Here is an 18,845-nt window from a genome sequence, read left to right as displayed (position 1 = left end):
AAAGCTCAAACAGCCACAAGCGACACCAACCCTTTTTGCTTGAGCAAAAACAAGACCCACCTGCCTAATTTTGTTCAGGATGGGGGCTACAAGCTAAAAGCGGCAAATACACCACCTGACATGTCGCTTACTCTATTAACTGCTGTACTCGCTTTCCCTAATGGAAACTGGCCTTGTCCATACCGCAATCTGACCCAGCTTCAGCACCTTCATTGCGATAGAAATCACTGGTAGGCGAGATAGCCCCTCGCGGCCAACCATTAAAAAAGCGCGGTCTTGCCGCGCTTTTGATTCGCTCATTTTTAAAGTCTGCTAGCTGGCTAGGTAGCCTTGAATGTTAGACTTGCGCCGCCGCAGGTGCTTCAACGCTTGCTGCTCTAGTTGACGTACCCGTTCCCGGCTGATGCTCATCCGCTGGCCGACTTTTGCTAACGACAGCTCGTTGCCATCATTTAAACCAAAACGCAGCGTAATCACTTCTTGCTGTTGCGGTGTCAGCTCTGAAAGCATACCGCGAATATCCTGCCGCAAAGATTCTTGGACGGTAAAGTCCTCTGGTGAAGCACCATCGTCTTCCAGCAGTTCTTGTAGCTCAGTGTCTTGGTTGTCGCCAATCCGCACGTCGAGGGAGATTGGCTGTCGCGCCAGCAGCAAAAACTCCCGAATTTGCTTGGGATCTAGTTCTAGCTCCTCAGCAATTTCTACTGGAGAGGCCGCGCGACCCAGTTTTTGAGCCAGCTCTCGCTGTACTTTTTTGATCTTATTGAGCTTTTCAGTAATGTGAATAGGCAGACGGATGGTTCGCGCCTGCTGGGCGATCGCTCGCGTGATGGCTTGGCGAATCCACCAGTAAGCGTAGGTTGAAAACTTGTAACCCTTGGTTGGGTCAAATTTTTCAACTCCTCGCTCTAGCCCTAGCGTCCCTTCCTGAATCAAATCCAGAAACTCTAAATTTCGTTTCTGATATTTTTTGGCGATCGCTACAACCAGCCTTAAATTGGCTTCAATCATTTTGCGCTTAGCACGCTGCCCCTTACGAACCTGCTTGCGCAAATCTTCAAGGTTCAGACCCGCTTTTTCTGCCCACTCTTGATCAGAGATTTCACGATCCAGATTTTCTTCTAGCACTTCTTTAATCTCTAAAAGTGCCATCAGTTGCTGAACCTGTTTGCCTAAAATAATCTCTTGTTCGTGGGTTAAAAGAGGAACCCGACCAATCTCGTGAAGATAAGTACGCACTGCATCTGTCGTAAACAGGGGCTTTGCCTTACTGCGAGATTTCGTCTGGCGTGCTTTTACTTTGGACATGGATAAACTCGCCTCCGCTGAAAATGCCGATACCAGCCTGAACAGAATCCAGGCTTTGGAGAGAACACAACTACACCAAAAACGTAAAGACAACTATCGGCATAGAAAAGTTCTGCTTTCCTAAGCTCAAACCGGGCAGGCTCTGATGTAGCAAAAAACAGCTGGTGGCGCTCACTCCTCAAACCCAGACATGTCTGGAGTGACGCCCCACTTAATAGCCCTAAAGTCGTCCGGTGATCACCGAAAATGCCTATGTGTGGATGGCGTTAATCAAAATCGTAATGACTTCGTATTTCTATGATAAAACATTTCCTCAGTCGCGTAAAGTGCCGAAACGCTAGCTCCTTTCTATGGGTAGCATTGAGCTAGCCAGTCTCTGAAACTGCCCTCAGCAAGGACTTTCAGACGTTTGGCTAACAGCTCTAACAGGTCAATGCTACGGTGTTGCTCCATCATCCCTTACTCAGTTGGCGATTAGGGGAGGAGAACCCAACCGGAAAACCGAACTCGCTTGCCTATGGGCAAGTGGATTAAGTTTAGCCTTCCCCTTTGTCATGAAAATGTAACAGAAAAAGCAGTTTAGCTAGTCTGCTATATTAACCCAAGACTTGCAAAGTTAATTAGCTTTGACGATTTATTATTGCAATTTGTTCTGAGAACAGGCTGATAGCCACCTTAAGTTTTGCTCATGGCAAAGAGACGCTAGCGTGAACGAATAGCCCGGTTAATCAAGCCGAACAGAGCTGCTAGCAACGCTGCTCCAATCACTGACCAGATAATCGGAAAAGGCTGACCCCCGATGTTGAACGCTATCAGCACAGGCAAACTGAATTCTCTGGCAATCCATAACCCTAGATAGGCTCCCATAATTCCTACCAATATAGAGGCCAGACATCCCCCCACCGAATAACCCACCAGTGACTGACCTAAACCGCCACAGATAGCAGCAATCACCAGCAACCCCAAAAACTCTAATAAAGACATCCTTCTGCTCGCTAACGCATGGGTTCCACAACCTAGCTCGTAACTGAAACTATATTTAGTTGTAAGCAATGGATGTGGATTTTTTATTCTTCTTAGGACTGATTATCAACATGGCTGAGCATTCAAGCGATCGCTGGCAATTTTGGATCGATCGAGGCGGCACCTTTACTGATGTGGTTGCCCAACAGCCTGACGGAAAAATTATTATTCACAAATTGCTTTCAGAAAATCCTGATCGCTATCAGGATGCACCCTTGCAAGGTATTCGAGAGGTGATGGGGCTGACGGCTGAACAGCCGATTCCAGCCGCTAAGATTGCGGCTATCAAAATGGGAACCACGGTTGCAACCAATGCCCTACTCGAACGCCGGGGCGATCGCACTGTTCTCCTGATCACTCAAGGATTTCGCGATGCCCTTCGAATTGGCTACCAAAATCGTCCAGACATCTTTGCTCGTCAGATTGTGCTGCCTGAAATGCTCTACGAACAGGTCATTGAAGTCCCTGAGCGCATGAGTGCCCACGGCGAAGCCTTACAGCCGCTTACCTCTAGCGCTGCCGCTCAGCTCAAAACGGCTTTGCAGCACAGCTACGATCGCGGCATTCATAGCTGTGCCATTGTCTTAATGCATGGCTACCGTTACCCAGCCCATGAACGGCAAGTAGCAGCGATCGCCCAAGAAATTGGCTTTAGCCAAATTTCAGTTTCTCATCAGGTCAGCCCTTTGATGAAGCTGATTAGCCGAGGAGACACCACCGTTGTTGACGCCTATCTATCTCCTATCCTGCGGCGGTACGTCGATCGCATAACCACAGAGCTGGGTAAAGGAAGCCAGCAGGAAAGCACAGACGGTCAGAAAGACAAGCCAGGACAGGGAGAAGGAGGAGAGCAAAGTTTAGCGCTTAAAAGATTACCACCAGAGGCGCTATCGACAGACAAAGCCAGTGCGCAAAACCCTCTTTCCCCTCCCCCTTCCCCCCCTCGCCTCATGTTTATGCAGTCCAACGGCGGCCTTACAGATGCCAGCCTGTTTCAAGGCAAAGACAGTATTCTGTCTGGGCCAGCAGGAGGCATTGTGGGAGCGGTGCAAACCAGCCAGCGGGCTGGGTATCAAAAGATTATTGGCTTTGATATGGGCGGTACCTCTACAGATGTCTCTCACTACAGCGGTACCTATGAACGCACCTTTGAAACTGAGGTCGCAGGCGTGCGGTTACGCGCCCCGATGATGGCAATTCATACCGTGGCTGCTGGGGGGGGGTCTATTTTGAGTTTTGATGGGGCGCGTTATCGAGTCGGCCCGGCTTCGGCTGGAGCGTATCCGGGGCCAGCCTGCTACCGCAATGGTGGGCCGTTAGCTGTAACCGACTGCAATGTCATGGTAGGTAAGCTCCAGCCTGATTTTTTTCCGCAAGTCTTTGGCTCTGCGGGTAATCAATCTCTTGATACAGCGATTGTGCAGCAAAAGTTTTTTGAGTTGGCGGCTCAAATTCAAACTCAAACAGGCAACACGCGATCGCCTGAGCAAGTAGCCTCAGGCTTTCTAGCGATCGCCGTTGAAAAAATGGCCAACGCCATCAAGAAAATCTCGGTGCAACGGGGTCACGATGTTTCAGCTTACGTGCTGTGTTGCTTTGGCGGAGCAGGGGGGCAACATGCCTGCTTAATTGCCGAAACTCTGGGTATTCAGGAAATTTTTATTCACCCTTATGCAGGGGTACTTTCGGCTTACGGTATGGGCTTAGCCGATATCCGTGCCCTAGCAGAACAAGCAATTGAGCAGCCTTTAACCGCCGAAAACATAGCCCAGATCACCCAAGCCTTAGAAAAGCTTGCCCGGAAGAAAAAAGCTGATTTGTGCCAGCAGGGATTAGACATCCCGCCTGTTGAACCCTTGCAATCGAGCGATCGCATTGTGGTTTTGCCCAAAGTTCATTTGCGCTATGAGGGTAGCGATTCACCCTTAGTCGTCGCCTTTGGGGATTTGCAGACAATGCGAGCCGAGTTTGAAGACGCTTACCAGCAACGCTACGGCTTCATCATGCCTCAGAAATCTCTCATAGCCGAAGCCGTTTCAGTTGAAGTCATTGCTCAGACAATTGCTCCTGAGGAAACCTTTAGAGACAATTCCCCCCAAACCGCCCCAACCCCCAAAGCCACGGTAGCGGTCTACACTCGCGATCGCTGGCAAGAAACCCCCATCTATCAGCGAACAGACTTACGTAGCGGCGATCGCCTCTCCGGGCCAGCCCTCATTATCGAAGCTACAGGGACTAACGTAGTTGAGCCAGGTTGGGACGCCTGTATAACAGAGCAGGGATATTTAGTTTTGCAGCAAGTTGAAGAACACGCAGAAAGGGAAGCTGAGAGAGCCAGAAAAGAGAAGGAAGCTGAGGGAGTTGGAGAAGAGAAGGAAGCTGAGGGAGTTGGAGAAGAGAGGGAAGCTGAGGGAGCTAGAAAAGAGAAGGAAGCTGAGGGAGTTGGAGAAGATAAAGACGGGATAGAAGCCGAATCTGCAAACCCCAAACCTCTCCCCCTTTCCCCCCCTCTCCCCCTCCCGCCCTCCTCCCCCGATCCAGTCTTACTAGAAATTTTCAACAACCTCTTTCGGGCGATCGCTGAAGAAATGGGGGTAACGCTGCAAAACACCAGCTACTCCGTCAACATCAAAGAACGATTAGATTTTTCCTGCGCTATTTTTGACAGCCAGGGGCAACTCGTGGCTAACGCACCTCATATCCCCGTGCACCTAGGTTCAATGGGAGAAAGTGTGCAAAGTCTGATTCAGGCTAAGTCAAATTCACTGAAGCCGGGAGATGTCTATATGTTGAACAACCCCTATAACGGCGGTACGCATCTACCAGACATCACCGTAATCACGCCAGTCTTCAGCTTGCAAACATCTACACAAGCAGCCCAACCGCTTTTCTACGTCGCCTCGCGCGGACATCATGCCGATGTTGGCGGCATCACGCCCGGTTCAATGCCGCCAGAGAGCACCTCTATCGAGCAGGAAGGCGTTCTAATTGACAACTTTCAGCTTGTTGATCGAGGGCACTTTCGCGAAGCGGCTGTGCTCAATCTACTGACAGCGGCAACCTATCCAGCCCGCAATCCTACTCAAAACATGGCTGACTTGCAAGCTCAAATCGCGGCTAACGAGAAAGGGGTACAAGAACTGCATAAAATGGTGGCTCACTATGGCCTAGCAACGGTGCAAAGCTATATGCAGCACGTTCAGGACAATGCCGAAAACTGTGTAAGACAGGTCATTGAGGTACTGCAGGCAGGTCAGTTTACCAACCAGTTAGACGATGGTCGCCAGATCGCTGTCAGCATCACGATTGATCGGACTACCCGCAGCGCTAAAATTGACTTTTCGGGCACCTCGCCTCAACTGCCCAACAACTTCAACGCCCCAACCGCTGTTTGCAAAGCGGCGGTACTTTATGTCTTTCGCACCCTGGTTGATGATGATATCCCTTTAAATGCAGGATGTCTGAAGCCCTTAGAGATTGTTATACCAGCAGGTTGTTTACTCAACCCCCATCCACCAGCGGCAGTTGTTGCTGGCAATGTCGAGACTTCGCAGGCCATTACAGATGCCCTTTATGGAGCTTTAGGCAAGCTCGCAGGTTCGCAGGGAACGATGAATAATTTTACGTTTGGTAATGACACCTATCAGTACTACGAAACCATTTGCGGTGGCTCAGGCGCTGGCCCAGACTTTGACGGCACTGATGCCGTTCACACCCACATGACCAACTCTCGCCTAACAGATCCTGAAGTTTTAGAATGGCGGTTTCCAGTCCGCTTAGAACAGTTTCAAATCCGTTCTGATAGTGGCGGGCGGGGGCGCTATTGCGGTGGCAATGGGATTATTCGCCGGATTAAATTTTTGCAGCCTATGATGGCGGCTATTTTGTCGAGTCGTCGTCAGGTTCCCCCTTTTGGTTTAGCAGGGGGGCAAGCGGGTAAAGTCGGCAAAAATCTTGTAGAACGCAGTGACGGTCAAACTGAACTCTTCAGCAATCAAGCAACTATTGCTATGCAACCTGGGGATGTGATGGTGATTGAAACACCAGGCGGCGGTGGTTACGGGCACATGATTGAAGAATGACCCGTTGTGGCATCGGCAATACAAACGCGATCGCGACCCTGGCATTTTGCCGTGTAGAGCGCTTGATCGGCTCTGGTCATGAGTTTTTCAATAGACTGAGAGTCAGTTGGCACTGCACCAGCAATCCCTAAGCTAACGGTGAGATATTGGCTAATTTCAGACTGACGATGCTCAATCGCTTGTTGGCGAACATTTTGGCGAATGCGGGTTGCGACCTGAACGGCATCTGCTGCGGTCGTTCGTGGCAGAACCAAGACAAATTCTTCTCCACCATAACGAGCAACCAAATCACTTGAGCGTCGAACGGAAGCCTTTAGAGCCAGCCCAACTTGTCTAAGGCATTCGTCACCAGACTGGTGACCGTAAGTATCGTTGTAGCGCTTAAAGTAGTCCACATCACACAAGATCAAAGTCAATGGCTGCTGCGTTTCTAACAGCTTTTGCCATTGCCGGGTCAAATAATTCATCAAATAGCGGCGATTGGCTAGCTGCGTCAGCTCATCGGTGGCTGCCAATCTTTCTAAGGCTTCGTTGGCTTTTTCCAGGTCAGAACTGGTCTGTTTGAGGGCAGTAATATCGGTTGCTGTTCCCAAAAGCTGGCGAGGCATGCCGTCGAGTGAGCGGCTGTAAACCGTTTCCCGAATGAGCAACCATCGCCAGTAGCCTTTGCTGTGACGGAAGCGATACTCCCCTTCTAATACTTCGCCATCTTGCAAGGCAACAGAACGTTGCCGCTGACTATTGAGCCGTTCTAGGTCTTGGGGATGAATCGTTTGACTGGAGCGATATTGAATTTCGCTGAGGTGATAGCCTAAAACTTTTTCAAGTTGCTGGTTGGCATAGGTTAAACACTGAGATTCTAGTTCATACAAATAGAGAATGTTGGTGCTGGCGTCTGTAATGCTTTGAATAAAACGCTGGCTTTCTTGCCATGCTTGTTCGGCTTGGGTGCGTTCTATGGTGGAAAGTTTGAGCTGACGCTCACAGTCAGCCAACCGATTTTGAGCGATCGCAATCCCTAACTGAACCGTAATGTCTTGCAGCCAACCGTTGGGTAAGGCATCCCAAGCTGATTGAGGCATCTGCAACCCCAGCCAACCGTTGAGTTGTTGCTGAGAGTAAGTGGGTACAAGCCAAAAAGCTGCCGCTTGAGGCCACTGATTTTGATGAGTTTGAACGTCTAAAACTGTGCCTTCGCTTGAGACAATAAAAGCGCTAGTATTCTCAGTCAACCGTTCTGCCAGATAAGCCTGAAGTTGTTCTAGGCTGATCTCAAGTGGCGCTTCTTCAGACTGGTAAAGCGCTTGCAACGTTAGCGATTGGTTCTGGCTAGTCCAGATTAGACAACAGTTAACCGCAAGCAAAGAACCGATTTGATGAGCGATCGCGCGGTAAACTTGCGTACCATTAGTCTGCTGAACAATGGCCATAATCTGTCTCAGCAGTTGAACATGACGGCATTGCTGATCGAGGACTGCCTGTGAAGCGATAGACTCAGAAGTTTTCAAAACAGCTCACTCAAAACAGAAACAACAGCCCCTCTGGCAAGCTACAGATAGCATGAGTTGAGTTTACATCTACAATGGCTTGCCGATGGTAGCGTGATCCTAAGGTGCCCCTGGAAATCATGGAAGTCTGCAGAAATTCAAAAGTTCAGCTAATTTGCGCAACAACAGAAAAGCAGGCTCATCTAGAACCTGCTCAAACATGCGTTACTTTGCTAATGTCGATCGCTAGCGATCGACAGAACCCATGATGATATCAATGCTGCCTAAAATTGCCATAATATCGGCAACTTTGACTCCACGCAGCAAGTAAGGCAAAATCTGCAAGTTGTTGAAGTCGGGTGCTCGAATTTTGAAGCGCCAGGGAAAGACATTGTCGTCACCGATGATGAAAACGCCCAATTCGCCTTTACCCGTCTCCATTCTGACGTAATGTTCACCAGCCGGAATTTTAAAGGTGGGTGGAATTTTTTTACCAATAAACTGATAATCAAAATCATTCCACTCAGACTTAGGCCCTTCCGCCATGCGTTTGGCCTCCAGGTTTTCATAAGGGCCACCAGGAATCATTTTGCAGGCTTGCCGGATGATTTTGACCGACTCTCGCATCTCCCGGATTCGAACCAGGTACCGCGCCATGCAGTCGCCTGCCGTTTCCCATTGAACTTCCCAGTCAAAGTCGTCATAGCATTCGTAGTGGTCAACTTTGCGTAGATCCCACTTCACCCCAGAACCGCGCAACATCGGCCCCGAAAGTCCCCAATTAATGGCTTCATCGCGGGTGACGGTGCCGATGCCCTCAACCCGGCGACGAAAAATGGGGTTGTTGGTGATTAAGCGCTCGTACTCATCTACTTTGGGTAAAAAGTAGTCGCAAAAGTCTAAACACTTGTCGATCCAGCCGTAGGGTAAATCAGCCGCGACGCCGCCAATGCGGAAATAGTTGTTGTTGATTAACCGCATACCTGTAGCTGCTTCCCACAGGTCATAGATCATTTCCCGCTCACGGAAAATGTAGAAAAAGGGAGTTTGAGCCCCCACGTCAGCAAGAAAAGGGCCAAGCCACAGCAGGTGATTGGCAATACGGTTTAGCTCCAGCATGATGACGCGAATATAGCTGGCGCGTTTCGGTACTTCAATGTCAGCTAGCTGCTCAGGTGCGTTGACCGTAATGGCTTCGTTGAACATGCCTGCCGCATAATCCCACCGACTCACGTAGGGGACAAACATAATGTTTGTGCGGTTTTCGGCGATTTTCTCCATACCGCGATGAAGATAGCCAATTACAGGTTCGCAGTCAACGACATCTTCGCCGTCCAAGGTGACAATTAGGCGCAACACCCCGTGCATTGACGGGTGGTGAGGCCCCATGTTTAACACCATTGGCTCTGTTCTGGTTTCGAGCCTAGTCATAGATGAGCGTTCTCTCCCTAGAGGCTTTCAGCAAGGCTTTCTGCGTGAGCAACAGCCTTAGTCTATTTAAGATGACACTAAAGCAAAGTCTACAGCCAGATGGGCCAAACAGAAGCCTTTGCCGTCATCGGTTTGCTTATCTCTATTGTTATACTTTTGTTTCAAACCTTCAATGCTGATTCTTCAATGCTGAGGCAGGGTGAAGACGGGGGGCTTGGGCAATCGTTTTTAACGTTGCTTTCGTAAAACGGTGCGTTAGGCTTAGCCTGATACCCCAAAGGCTAATTTTTGCGCGGATTTATAGCTCAGCATGACTACGCGATCGCCTGAAGAAGCGGCTCAAACGGAATTTCATCATGTCCCTGTGTTGGGGCAGGCAGTTTTGCAATACCTGGCTTTTGCCCCTAAGGGACAATATCTAGACGCTACCGTTGGTGGCGGTGGGCATAGCCAACTGCTGTTGACGGCCATGCCAGAAAGTACGCTGGTGGCCATTGATCAAGATACGCAGGCGATCGCGGCTGCTCAAGCTACATTAGCGCCCTATGGCGATCGCGTTGAATTTTGGCACGGCAACTTTAGCCAGTATGACCCTGGCGATCGCCGTTTTGATGGCATTTTGGCCGATTTAGGCGTTAGCTCTGCCCAATTTGACATTGCCGAACGGGGTTTTAGCTTTCGCTTAGCAGCCCCGTTAGACATGCGTATGGATCGCCAGCAAGCGCTGACGGCGGCTGAAATTGTCAACCACTGGGAAGAAAAGCAACTCGCTGATATTTTTTATCACTACGGCGAAGAGCGGCTTTCTCGGCGAATTGCGCGGGCAATCGTTGCCCAGCGTCCTTTTCAAACCACTACAGACCTAGCAGACGCGATCGCGCGTTCTGTGCCCCCTAAATATCGCTATGGCCGTATCAACCCGGCAACCCGCGTTTTTCAAGCCTTGCGCATTGCTGTTAACCAAGAGCTAGCAGTTTTAGAAACGCTTTTAGAGCAAGCCCCTCGCTGGCTCAAGCCCCATGGTCGTCTGGCTATTATTAGTTTTCATAGCCTTGAAGATCGCCGTGTTAAGCACAGCATGCGCAACCATCCTCAGCTACAGGTGCTAACAAAAAAGCCTATTACTGCTCAAGATGAAGAAATTCAATTTAATTCGCGATCGCGATCGGCTAAATTGCGCGTAGCAGAAAAGAAAGAGGAATGAGTGGCTAGGAGTGAGGGGCAAATTTCTGAACTAGCCCTCTTTGGCAGCCAGCCGTCGATTTACCCAGCTAATTAAGCCGCTTAAAAGGGAACCAGCCATGAGAATGCCAATGGCTGGCATAAATAGTGGATCCCAGAGAGCGTACCAGAGGTCAAACCCCAAATTGAAGTCGAAAGAGCGACCAACTAGAGCAGTCGCAAACCAAAAAAAGCTAAACAATACGAAAAAAAGGTTGATGACTAAAAGCCAGTTCAAAATGTTGATTAATTTATCTTTCATAACAAAAAAATATGGCCGCTCCCTGATTTTAGAACAGCCATACTGTAGAAGCTAAATTATTCAATTATTTTTACTGAGCTTCGAGCTTAAGTGATCTTAAATTACTCAGATTCTTGACCTTCCCAAATAGCTGCGGATTCTAGATTGTCAGGATCAACATAATGGCAAGTGGCTTCATCTAAACAAATTAAAGCCCAGCCTGATTTTTCAATACCCATCAACTTGTAAGCAGCTTCTTGAACAAAAAAGCCTTTGTGATTACGAGTCTCAGGCTTAACTTCTACAGTGCGGCTAGCCATATTTTTACTCCGTTAGGGCGACATCAGCAGTGCAACAGACAAGCAAAACTTATCGCTGTCTTAACTGAATCCTATCATTAGCTTCTTGAATCTCTCATTAAGTTATCTGATCAAATATTGCAGACGTAGAGCTTGGGGATCGCCCGCCTGATAATGCCTTCAGCGCTTAAAAAATAGTATTTTTTGGGGATCAAGCCTTGATCCCCAGGCTGAATTTGATTAAGTAAGGCCGCTACAGCTTAATCAAGGTTAATCATTAAAATCTTGTTGCCAATCTCTTCTCAAAGCTGAGCAAACGACTGTGAACTATTGGTTTCTAACTTTCAAATAGCCAATTTTTGACTCGCTGTAGGCTAGGCCAATCGGGTTTTCGGCTTAATCCTTCTTCAAAATTGCTCTCAACTTCTTGGCGAATTTCTGGGATCGCCGAAACGGCTCGTCCTGCGAGTTCTACATGAGAGCGAACCCCTGGCTTACCCGCTTCTAACATGGCGATGGATAGGTTAATTCGGGCTTGGGGATCTTGAGGGGCAAGCTTAACGCCCTTTTGCGCTGCTTTTAGAGCCGAATTGGGTTTATCGGCCAGCAAATAAAGCCAAGCTAGGCAAGTCCAAGCAGCGCTATTTTTGGGCGTGCGATCGCATATTTCTTTAAAAATGGGGATCAAGTCTTTTGCGGATTCACCCGACTGATAGCGCTTAATCCCTTCATCAAAGAGCGTGTCAACTGATTGAGTCATACTGTCAATGTCTTAAAACTAACCAAAGCTAGTCTACTAGCATATATAGCTAACGGCAGAAGGCTAAAAGCAGAAGGACGGCTTTTCGCAATTAAGGTGTCTCAGCGCTGGTGGCGACAGCTATAGCTGTGTCGTTGCCTCAGGCGATCGCTGCTCAGTTGAAAGGGTATTTGAAAAGTGATCTGCTGTAGCTTTAGGCATCTGTTGATCCCCCCTTGCCTCTTAAAAAGTGGGGTAAAAGCCCCTTTTTAAGGGAGATGTAGGGAGATCTCCGCTTTTGCTCCAAAAAATAGGATTTTTCAAACATCCTCTGAAGATTAGGCCGACCAACCTAACGTGTGTCGAATCTGATCAGCTAGCTGGAGGGGACGAAACGGTTTAGCAAAGACGGCGGCTACTTCTAAGTCGGCAAAATTTTGCTGATCGCTTTGCTGCACCTTAGCGGTGACTAAAATCACCGGAATTTGATGGGTGACGGCATTAGATTTGAGCGCTTTGAGGGTCGATCGCCCGTCCATATCTGGCATCATCATATCTAGCAAAATTACATCTGGCTGGTGCTTAGCCGCCATTCGCAGCGCTTCCTTGCCCGAAGTCGCATCTAGCACCTGCCAGCCAGCCCCCATTTCTAGACCCAGACGCGCGATCGCCCGGACGTCCGGTTCATCATCTACCAGCAAGATACGTTTAGTCATATAAGTCCATTCGGATTTATGCAAAAAATAAAAACAAGACGCGAAACTGAGACGGCTATTGTTTGAGCGCAGAAAGCAAGGTTTTCTCAATTTTTAGCTTGAGGCTGACGGTTTTGCCGATAAGGGGATCTGCAGCTTAAACACACTGCCTTTTCCCGGTGAACTCTCCGCCCAAATGTGGCCATCGTGTTGCTCAACAATGTTGCGGCAAATAGCGAGTCCTAACCCAGTCCCTCCTTTTTTGCGCGAATCAGAAGCATCCACCTGTTGAAACCGTTCAAAGATGCTTTGTAGCTTGTCTTGAGGAATGCCTCGTCCTTCGTCGCGAACGGTAATGAAGAGAGCGTCCGGCGAGTACGGAGAAGAGTGGTGAGTGGTGAGTGGTGAGTTTTCGGTTTTCTCTGCTTTTAACCACACGGTTCCCTGCGGCTCTGAAAATTTGATAGCGTTGCTCAGCAAGTTGGTTAGGGCTTGCAAAATGCGATCGGGGTCAGCCCAAAGGTTGGCTTCTATTGGCTCAATGATAAGTTTGACCTGAGCTTTTTCAGCCATGGCTTGCATCGCTTCTGCCGCTTGGGTGAGCAGATCAGCCACATTGCAGACAGTCTTTTGCAGGTTGATTTTGCCTGACTTGATCCGCTCTAAATCAAGGATGTCATTGACCAAGCGGATCAGCCGTTCGGTGTTGGTGGTGGCCATTTTTAGCACTTGTTTACCCTGCTCGTTTAGCTCACCGAGTTGCCCGGTGCTCAAAATATCGAGCGAACCAATGATGGAACTCATGGGTGTGCGCAGTTCATGGCTGACCAATGAAATAAACTCGTTTTCGAGGCGCTTGCGCTCAGTAATGTCGTTAATAATTTGCAAAATGCAGGGGGTTTCAGCCAAATGAATGCGATCGAGCGAAAGCAATACTGTGCGCCAGCGATCGCCTTGAGTCCGAAACTCAAATTCTTGATTGCAAAAAGATCCGGTGGCCAAAAGCGTCTTTAGCCCTTGCTCGTAAGCCTCTGGGCGAAAACCCAGCCCTAAATCATCAGAGGTTTGTCCTAAAATGGCCTCTCTGGTGTAGCCGCTCATGCGCACAAAGCTAGGGTTAACCTCAACAAAGCGGTGATCGGCCAGGGTTGTAATGGCAATCGGGTGGGGGCTGGCTCGAAACGCCTTGGTGAATTTCTCCTCGGCTTGCTGACGTTCCTGAATTTCTTGCTGGAGCTGCTGGTTGCGGTTTTGGATCTGCTTTTGTAGGCGGCAGATGGTGAGGTGCGTTTCAATGCGAGCCAGCACTTCTTCTACCTGAAACGGCTTGGTGATGTAGTCTACGCCGCCAACGGCAAAAGCTTTGACTTTATCTAGCACATCTCCTAGCGCACTGATAAAAATGACCGGAATGTCTTGAGTGCGATCGCTTTGTTTAAGCTGCTGACAAACCTCATAGCCGTTCATCTGCGGCATGTTGACATCCAGCAAAACCAAATCAGGCGGGGCGGCGATCGCCCCTCGCACCCCTGTCATGCCTTTAGTAACGCTACGCACTTTATACCCCTGCTGCGTCAGCATGTCAGACAGCAAGTGAAGATTTTCGGGTGTGTCATCAATCACCAGAATGTCAGCTTTGGGTGTATTCATGGATGGCGTTAGCATCAGCCTTTTCCTGGGTTAATTCAATAATCGTGTCAAAGTCAAAGCGATCGATCAGTTCACGCAACTGCTGGGCTAGATCGGCTTGATTCTCTGGAAGTTGACCAATCAAGCGCTCTATCCAGTCAGCATCTACCCGAACAGCCGCCGTATAAAGCTCACTAATCCAATCGGGGGGCAGGGTGGTTAGCTGTTCGGCTGTGAGCGAAGAAGAGGACGCAATAGCAGCAGCAGGGGCAGGCGATGCATAGAGAAATTGAACGCCCAGGTGAGTCACCAGCTTGTTGAAAATAACTTCTTCTCGAAATGGTTTACGCACAAAATCATCACAGCCAGCAGCTAGAATTTGCGCTTGTTGCTCTTCAAAAGCGCTGGCAGTGATAGCAATAATTTTGGTAGGGGTAGCAGAGGCTCTAGCAGCCGGGGACAAAAGCCTGGGCGGAGAAGTCTTTAAATTTTGTGAGGCATCTTGCTCTAACCATCGTGTTTCCGCAGACGTTAGTTTGCGCTTTATAGCCTGCCCTTTCCCCTCTTCCCTCTCTCCCCCCTCTCCCCTATCTCCCCCATCTCTCCCATCTCCCCCCTCTCCCCTCCCCTTCTTCCCCTGCCGCTCCTGCTCAATCTGCCGGATCCGCCGAGTGGCTTCGTAGCCATCCATAACAGGCATCCGCATATCCATCCAGATCAAGTGCGGTTGCCAAATTGTCCAGAGATCAAGTCCTTCTTGACCGTTAACCGCTTCGCAAATTTCAAAACCAAGGGGTTGGAGGGTACGCAACAAGAGTTGACGATTTTCCCAGCGGTCTTCGACAATCAGAAGGCGATAGACAGGCTGATCGGGCGCTAGGCCAATAATGCGACGATTTTGCGATCGCGGCTGTACGTCCGCTGTTTCTGCCAAGCAGACATCAATGTCAAACGCAAAAATAGAGCCTTGATCCAAAACGCTGTGAACAGTGATATCACCCCCCATAAGCTGCACAAAGCTGCGGCTAATTGAAAGACCTAATCCTGTGCCTTGCTGTGACTTTTGCCCGGTTGTGGTTTGCACAAAAGGGTTAAACAGTTGATCCAGTTCATTGGGGGCAATCCCAGGTCCCGTGTCAGTCACTTCAAAGTGAAGACAGTAGGGGGCAGGGGGTGAGGCAGGAGAGAGCAGTTTTGAATTTTGAACTTTGAATTTTGAATTTGGCGGCGCTGCTTTGGCGGCTTCCTCGCCGGGGCTGGCGCTGACAAAATCTTTTGCTGGTGCGTTCTTGTTAGCTTCTACCTTCAGTTCCACCCGCCCTTTAGCGGTGAACTTAATAGCGTTGCCGATGAGGTTGATTAAAACCTGGCGCAGTTTGCCTTCATCAGTTTTGACATAGTGAGGCACAGCAGGCGATCGCTGAAAAACCAGTTGCAGCCCTTGCGCGTCGGCCTTAACCCGCAGCATGGTTTCTAAAGCATCTAAAAGGCTATACAGGTCAAAGCTGGTGAGGTTGAGGGTGGTCAAGCCAGCTTCAATCTTAGACATAGAGAGAACATCGTCAATTAGGGTTAGCAGATGCTCACCGCTGCGGCTGATAATGCTGAGGCTTTCTAGCTGAGTGTCGCTACAGCTAGGATCACGCGTCATCAGTTGAGAAAAGCCCAAAATGGCGTTGAGGGGGGTTCTCAATTCGTGGCTCATGTTAGCCAAAAACTGACTTTTGGCGCGGTTGGCTGTGTTAGCTTCTTCAGCTTTTTTTTCTACCTGATGGCTGTAGTCTTCTAGCTGTTCGCGCGATCGCTTGAGTTGACGCGCTAACTGACTCACACCCGCCAGCAAAATGCCGACGGAGCCTAGCCCCACGATCATGATGCTAAATGCTAGCTTTCGAGCTGGGCTAGAGAGGGCTTCTGCTTGGCTCATTTCAACCAGCAAGGCGACATTTTGGTTGTCAAGCCAGCGATAGACACCAATGACAGGCACATTGGCGTAGTTGGGATAAAGACCCGCCCCGCTGATGCCGTCCATCACCTGCTCAATACCCTGGCTGCTGAGATTTTCTAGGGAGGACTGAGCCTCGAAGCTGGCTCTAGAGATAAAAGAATTGCGGTTGCTTAAGGAACCGACGACGTAGGTTTCGCCCGTTTCGCCCAGTCCGGTCCGTTCGCTAACGATTTGGTCAATCCGGTTAAGGTTGAGATCGGCCAAAATCACACCTTGGCGGCGTCCGTTGCGATCGCGAATGGGGGCTGCATAGGTAATCGCTGGTTTACCTGTTTTGGCAGAGATGTAAAAAACGGGTGTAAAGGTTTCTCCGGGCTGCACCGTTTCAAAATAGGTCAAGTTGGTGGCAATTTCGTATTGGCCTTCGTGGGCAGCATGGGTAGAGAGAATAATGCGATTGCTGCGATCGAGCAGTAAAATTTCAGCAAATTGCGTTTTGATGCTGGAGTATTCAGCAAAGTAGCGAATGAGCTGGTCATAAGCGGCTTGGTAAGTCGGCGATTGCGGTGAATGCGTTAAAATCTGCTGCAAACTTCGTTGAACATCGGGAAATTGACGAATGAGCAGAAAGTCGCGTTCGCAAGATTCAAACCAGCGAACGATTTCTTGTTCTTTGAGGGTAGCGGCTACGCTTAAGCGATCGTAGGCCGCTCGTTGCAGCGCTTCCCGCGCCCGCACAAACGCCACTCCCCCCACCACTGCAACGCTGAGCAAAGACAGCAGTAAAAAGGCACTGGCTACTCTCGTTGTAAAGCTAGTTTTCCAGAATTTCATCAGCGCTCCGCTTTTAACCTGCTACTGCCACTCAGCAAAGATGGCTTGCAAACGCGCGATCGCGATATCAGCACCTGCCTCAGCACTGAGGTTTTCAACCGCCATCCGCTGGAGTACTTCACCCCAGACATTTTCTTCTAGAAAAACCCCATAGGCCGGATTGCGCACATTCTCTAAAACTTCTACCCGACCTTCTACCAGGGTGCGATTGACTGTAGAAACGTGGGGGTCTTGTTCATTGAGCCAAAAAGGATCTTGAGCGATCGCATCGATAGGAGGAGAAAAACGCCCATAGCTACTTTTCAAAAAGGTATTCAAAACCTCTGGCTGCACTAAATAAGCCAAAAAATCTTTAGCCGCTTCTTGGTTAGGGCCATCATTAAACACAATCGCCTTACGCACAATGACCAAATGCGGTAGCGGAGTCCCATCGGGTTTGGGCGGCAACTCTATGGTGCCAAGCTGATTGAAATACGTCTCGGCGTCGTTGCGTACGGCGGCTGGAATAGACAAAGTTGGGTTGAGCGTCATAACAACTTCGCGGTTAAGAAAAGCGCGGTTGTTGTCTGAATCGAGCCAGTTAACGGCTTGAGGCGGTACCGATTTCTGCCGATAAAACTGCACATACCAGTTTAGGCTGTCTACAATGCCCTGTCGCACAGTCGGGTCTTCAACCTGTAGCTGTCCGGCCTCGTCTAGCAGGCGAACATTGTAAGCCCTAAGCACCTGTTCAAAAATTTGATAAGTATCTGCGGCTGAAGCTGAAAACGGCAGACCCAAGCCATAGATGTCAGCGTTTTGAGTAGCTTGCAGCCGAGACTGCACCGTCTGCCAGAAAGCCCAAAACCCGTCCCAGTCGGTTGGAATATCGGCAGCGGTATACCCCGCTGTCGCTAGCAAATCCCGCCAGTAGTGAACATGCATCGACGACTGATTGATCGGAACGCCATAATATTCACCCTCCGGCACTGTTGTCCCAAACATTTTGGCCGAGGCCAGCGCATCTTTGGAATAGCGATCGCGCATCGGTAAGATAACTGCCGAAACATCTGCCAATTTGCCCTGCCAGTCAGAAATGGGATAAGCCGACTTTACCGACAGCAAAATATCAGGCGGATTCCCGGCCTGCCGCGATCGCAAGGTTTTAGGCGCAATCTCAGCCGAGTTATAAAACGACAGCGTTACCTCAATTCCCGTTTTGGCTTCCCAGTCGCTAACGACTTTTTCAATGGCTTCATCTTCTTCAAGCACATAGCCTTTGTCCCACAGGATCGTTAGTTCGTTGGCGGCGCGATCGCCGTTAGCAGCCTCTTCTTCGCTGGCAACAGGCAATTGGGCGGGCGAACTACAAGCGATCGCGACTAGGCTAACGACCAGCGCCATCGTTCCCCGCAGCCTCCAGCGCCGCCCCTGGAAAGAAACTAGCCTGCTGATCGAGAGGGGTAAAAGCCATCGAGCTGTGTTCATCGCGTCATCTCCGTCAAAACGTTAGGGAGCAGATTGAGCTTGGGTAAGTTCTGCAATTTCATCGAACCCGTAATTTTGAGCGAGAGCCTGTAAGCCTGTAATTAGCGCTAACTGCTCTGGCGGTATTTGTTGAATTAGCTGATGAATCAAATCGCCATCAACCTCAATAGCAGCCTGATGCAAAGCAGCAATCCAAGCTGCTGGCATCTGCTGCTGGATCTGTTCTTGACTAAGCGCATAGCGCTGCGCGATCGCTTGGGGAGAAGCCACCGCCCTGCGAGAAGCTTCGGCATAGAGATACTGCACCCCCAAATACTCAGCTAGCTTGTCAAAAATCAGCGCTTCTCGAAACGGCTTTCGGACAAAATCATCACAGCCCGCCTCAAAAATTTGAGCCTGCTGCTCTTCAAAAGCGCTAGCCGTAATAGCAATAATTTTGGT

14 protein-coding genes and 1 pseudogene are annotated in these 18,845 nt (G+C 49.5%); 3 read left to right on the top strand and 12 right to left on the bottom strand.

The window, feature by feature from the left end:
* On the top strand, positions 1 to 234 hold a 234-nt coding region (locus ACTS3T_RS09760; protein WP_462934927.1), incomplete at its 5' end, for a hypothetical protein.
* A 78-nt stretch (positions 235 to 312) separates the two neighbouring features.
* Here ACTS3T_RS09760 and ACTS3T_RS09755 read toward each other — a convergent pair.
* Together ACTS3T_RS09755 and ACTS3T_RS09750 are read right to left on the bottom strand one after the other, a co-directional pair.
* On the bottom strand, positions 313 to 1,308 hold the full coding sequence (locus tag ACTS3T_RS09755; protein ID WP_377961767.1) for an RNA polymerase sigma factor, RpoD/SigA family: 996 nt from the start codon (positions 1,306 to 1,308) through the stop codon (positions 313 to 315).
* 702 nt (positions 1,309 to 2,010) lie between these two features.
* Positions 2,011 to 2,292, bottom strand: coding sequence for a hypothetical protein (locus tag ACTS3T_RS09750; protein ID WP_377961770.1), 282 nt, complete (start codon positions 2,290 to 2,292; stop codon positions 2,011 to 2,013).
* Positions 2,293 to 2,360: 68 nt separating this feature from the next.
* Here ACTS3T_RS09750 and ACTS3T_RS09745 point away from each other — a divergent pair, with 68 nt between their 5' ends.
* A complete protein-coding gene (locus ACTS3T_RS09745; RefSeq protein ID WP_462934926.1) occupies positions 2,361 to 6,413 on the top strand; it encodes a hydantoinase B/oxoprolinase family protein in 4,053 nt (1,350 codons plus the stop codon).
* On the opposite strand, the gene ACTS3T_RS09740 is transcribed toward ACTS3T_RS09745, so the two are convergent.
* Complete coding sequence (locus tag ACTS3T_RS09740) at positions 6,389 to 7,921, bottom strand: GGDEF domain-containing protein (RefSeq protein ID WP_377961775.1); 1,533 nt, start codon at positions 7,919 to 7,921, stop codon at positions 6,389 to 6,391. The two genes, ACTS3T_RS09745 and ACTS3T_RS09740, sit on opposite strands and share 25 nt — an antisense overlap.
* Before the next feature lie 225 nt (positions 7,922 to 8,146).
* On the bottom strand, positions 8,147 to 9,331 hold the full coding sequence (locus ACTS3T_RS09735; RefSeq protein ID WP_377961778.1) for an NAD(P)H-quinone oxidoreductase subunit H: 1,185 nt from the start codon (positions 9,329 to 9,331) through the stop codon (positions 8,147 to 8,149).
* Positions 9,332 to 9,641: 310 nt separating this feature from the next.
* On the opposite strand from ACTS3T_RS09735, the gene rsmH reads away from it, so the two are divergent.
* A complete protein-coding gene (gene rsmH, locus ACTS3T_RS09730) occupies positions 9,642 to 10,535 on the top strand; it encodes a 16S rRNA (cytosine(1402)-N(4))-methyltransferase RsmH (RefSeq protein WP_377961781.1) in 894 nt (297 codons plus the stop codon).
* A gap of 30 nt (positions 10,536 to 10,565) precedes the next feature.
* Here the strand turns inward: rsmH and ACTS3T_RS09725 are convergent, their stop codons facing one another.
* From ACTS3T_RS09725 to ACTS3T_RS09690, 8 genes and pseudogenes are all read right to left on the bottom strand, one after another.
* Positions 10,566 to 10,814, bottom strand: coding sequence for a hypothetical protein (locus ACTS3T_RS09725; protein WP_377961784.1), 249 nt, complete (start codon positions 10,812 to 10,814; stop codon positions 10,566 to 10,568).
* A gap of 101 nt (positions 10,815 to 10,915) precedes the next feature.
* On the bottom strand, positions 10,916 to 11,113 hold the full coding sequence (locus ACTS3T_RS09720) for a hypothetical protein (RefSeq protein WP_377961787.1): 198 nt from the start codon (positions 11,111 to 11,113) through the stop codon (positions 10,916 to 10,918).
* A 316-nt stretch (positions 11,114 to 11,429) separates the two neighbouring features.
* A complete protein-coding gene (locus tag ACTS3T_RS09715; RefSeq protein WP_377961790.1) occupies positions 11,430 to 11,852 on the bottom strand; it encodes a tetratricopeptide repeat protein in 423 nt (140 codons plus the stop codon).
* Between the two features lie 317 nt (positions 11,853 to 12,169).
* Complete coding sequence (locus ACTS3T_RS09710) at positions 12,170 to 12,547, bottom strand: response regulator (RefSeq protein WP_377961792.1); 378 nt, start codon at positions 12,545 to 12,547, stop codon at positions 12,170 to 12,172.
* Between the two features lie 93 nt (positions 12,548 to 12,640).
* Positions 12,641 to 14,191 carry a hybrid sensor histidine kinase/response regulator gene (locus ACTS3T_RS09705; protein ID WP_377961795.1) on the bottom strand — a complete coding sequence of 517 codons (1,551 nt, stop codon included), beginning with the start codon at positions 14,189 to 14,191 and terminating at the stop codon, positions 12,641 to 12,643.
* Positions 14,157 to 16,937, bottom strand: coding sequence for a hybrid sensor histidine kinase/response regulator (locus ACTS3T_RS09700; RefSeq protein WP_377961798.1), 2,781 nt, complete (start codon positions 16,935 to 16,937; stop codon positions 14,157 to 14,159). The genes ACTS3T_RS09705 and ACTS3T_RS09700 overlap by 35 nt, the downstream gene beginning before the upstream one ends.
* Positions 16,938 to 16,958: 21 nt before the next feature.
* A complete protein-coding gene (locus tag ACTS3T_RS09695; protein ID WP_377961801.1) occupies positions 16,959 to 18,404 on the bottom strand; it encodes an ABC transporter substrate-binding protein in 1,446 nt (481 codons plus the stop codon).
* A gap of 21 nt (positions 18,405 to 18,425) precedes the next feature.
* Positions 18,426 to 18,845: pseudogene (locus tag ACTS3T_RS09690) on the bottom strand (hypothetical protein); the annotation flags it as partial.

The sequence above is a fragment of the Almyronema sp. genome, from assembly GCF_052168255.1.
Classification (GTDB): domain Bacteria; phylum Cyanobacteriota; class Cyanobacteriia; order Phormidesmidales; family Phormidesmidaceae; genus Sphaerothrix; species Sphaerothrix epifaneia.
The sequence above is the reverse complement of the archived record's forward strand: the minus strand, read 5'-3'. Positions and strand labels throughout refer to the sequence as shown.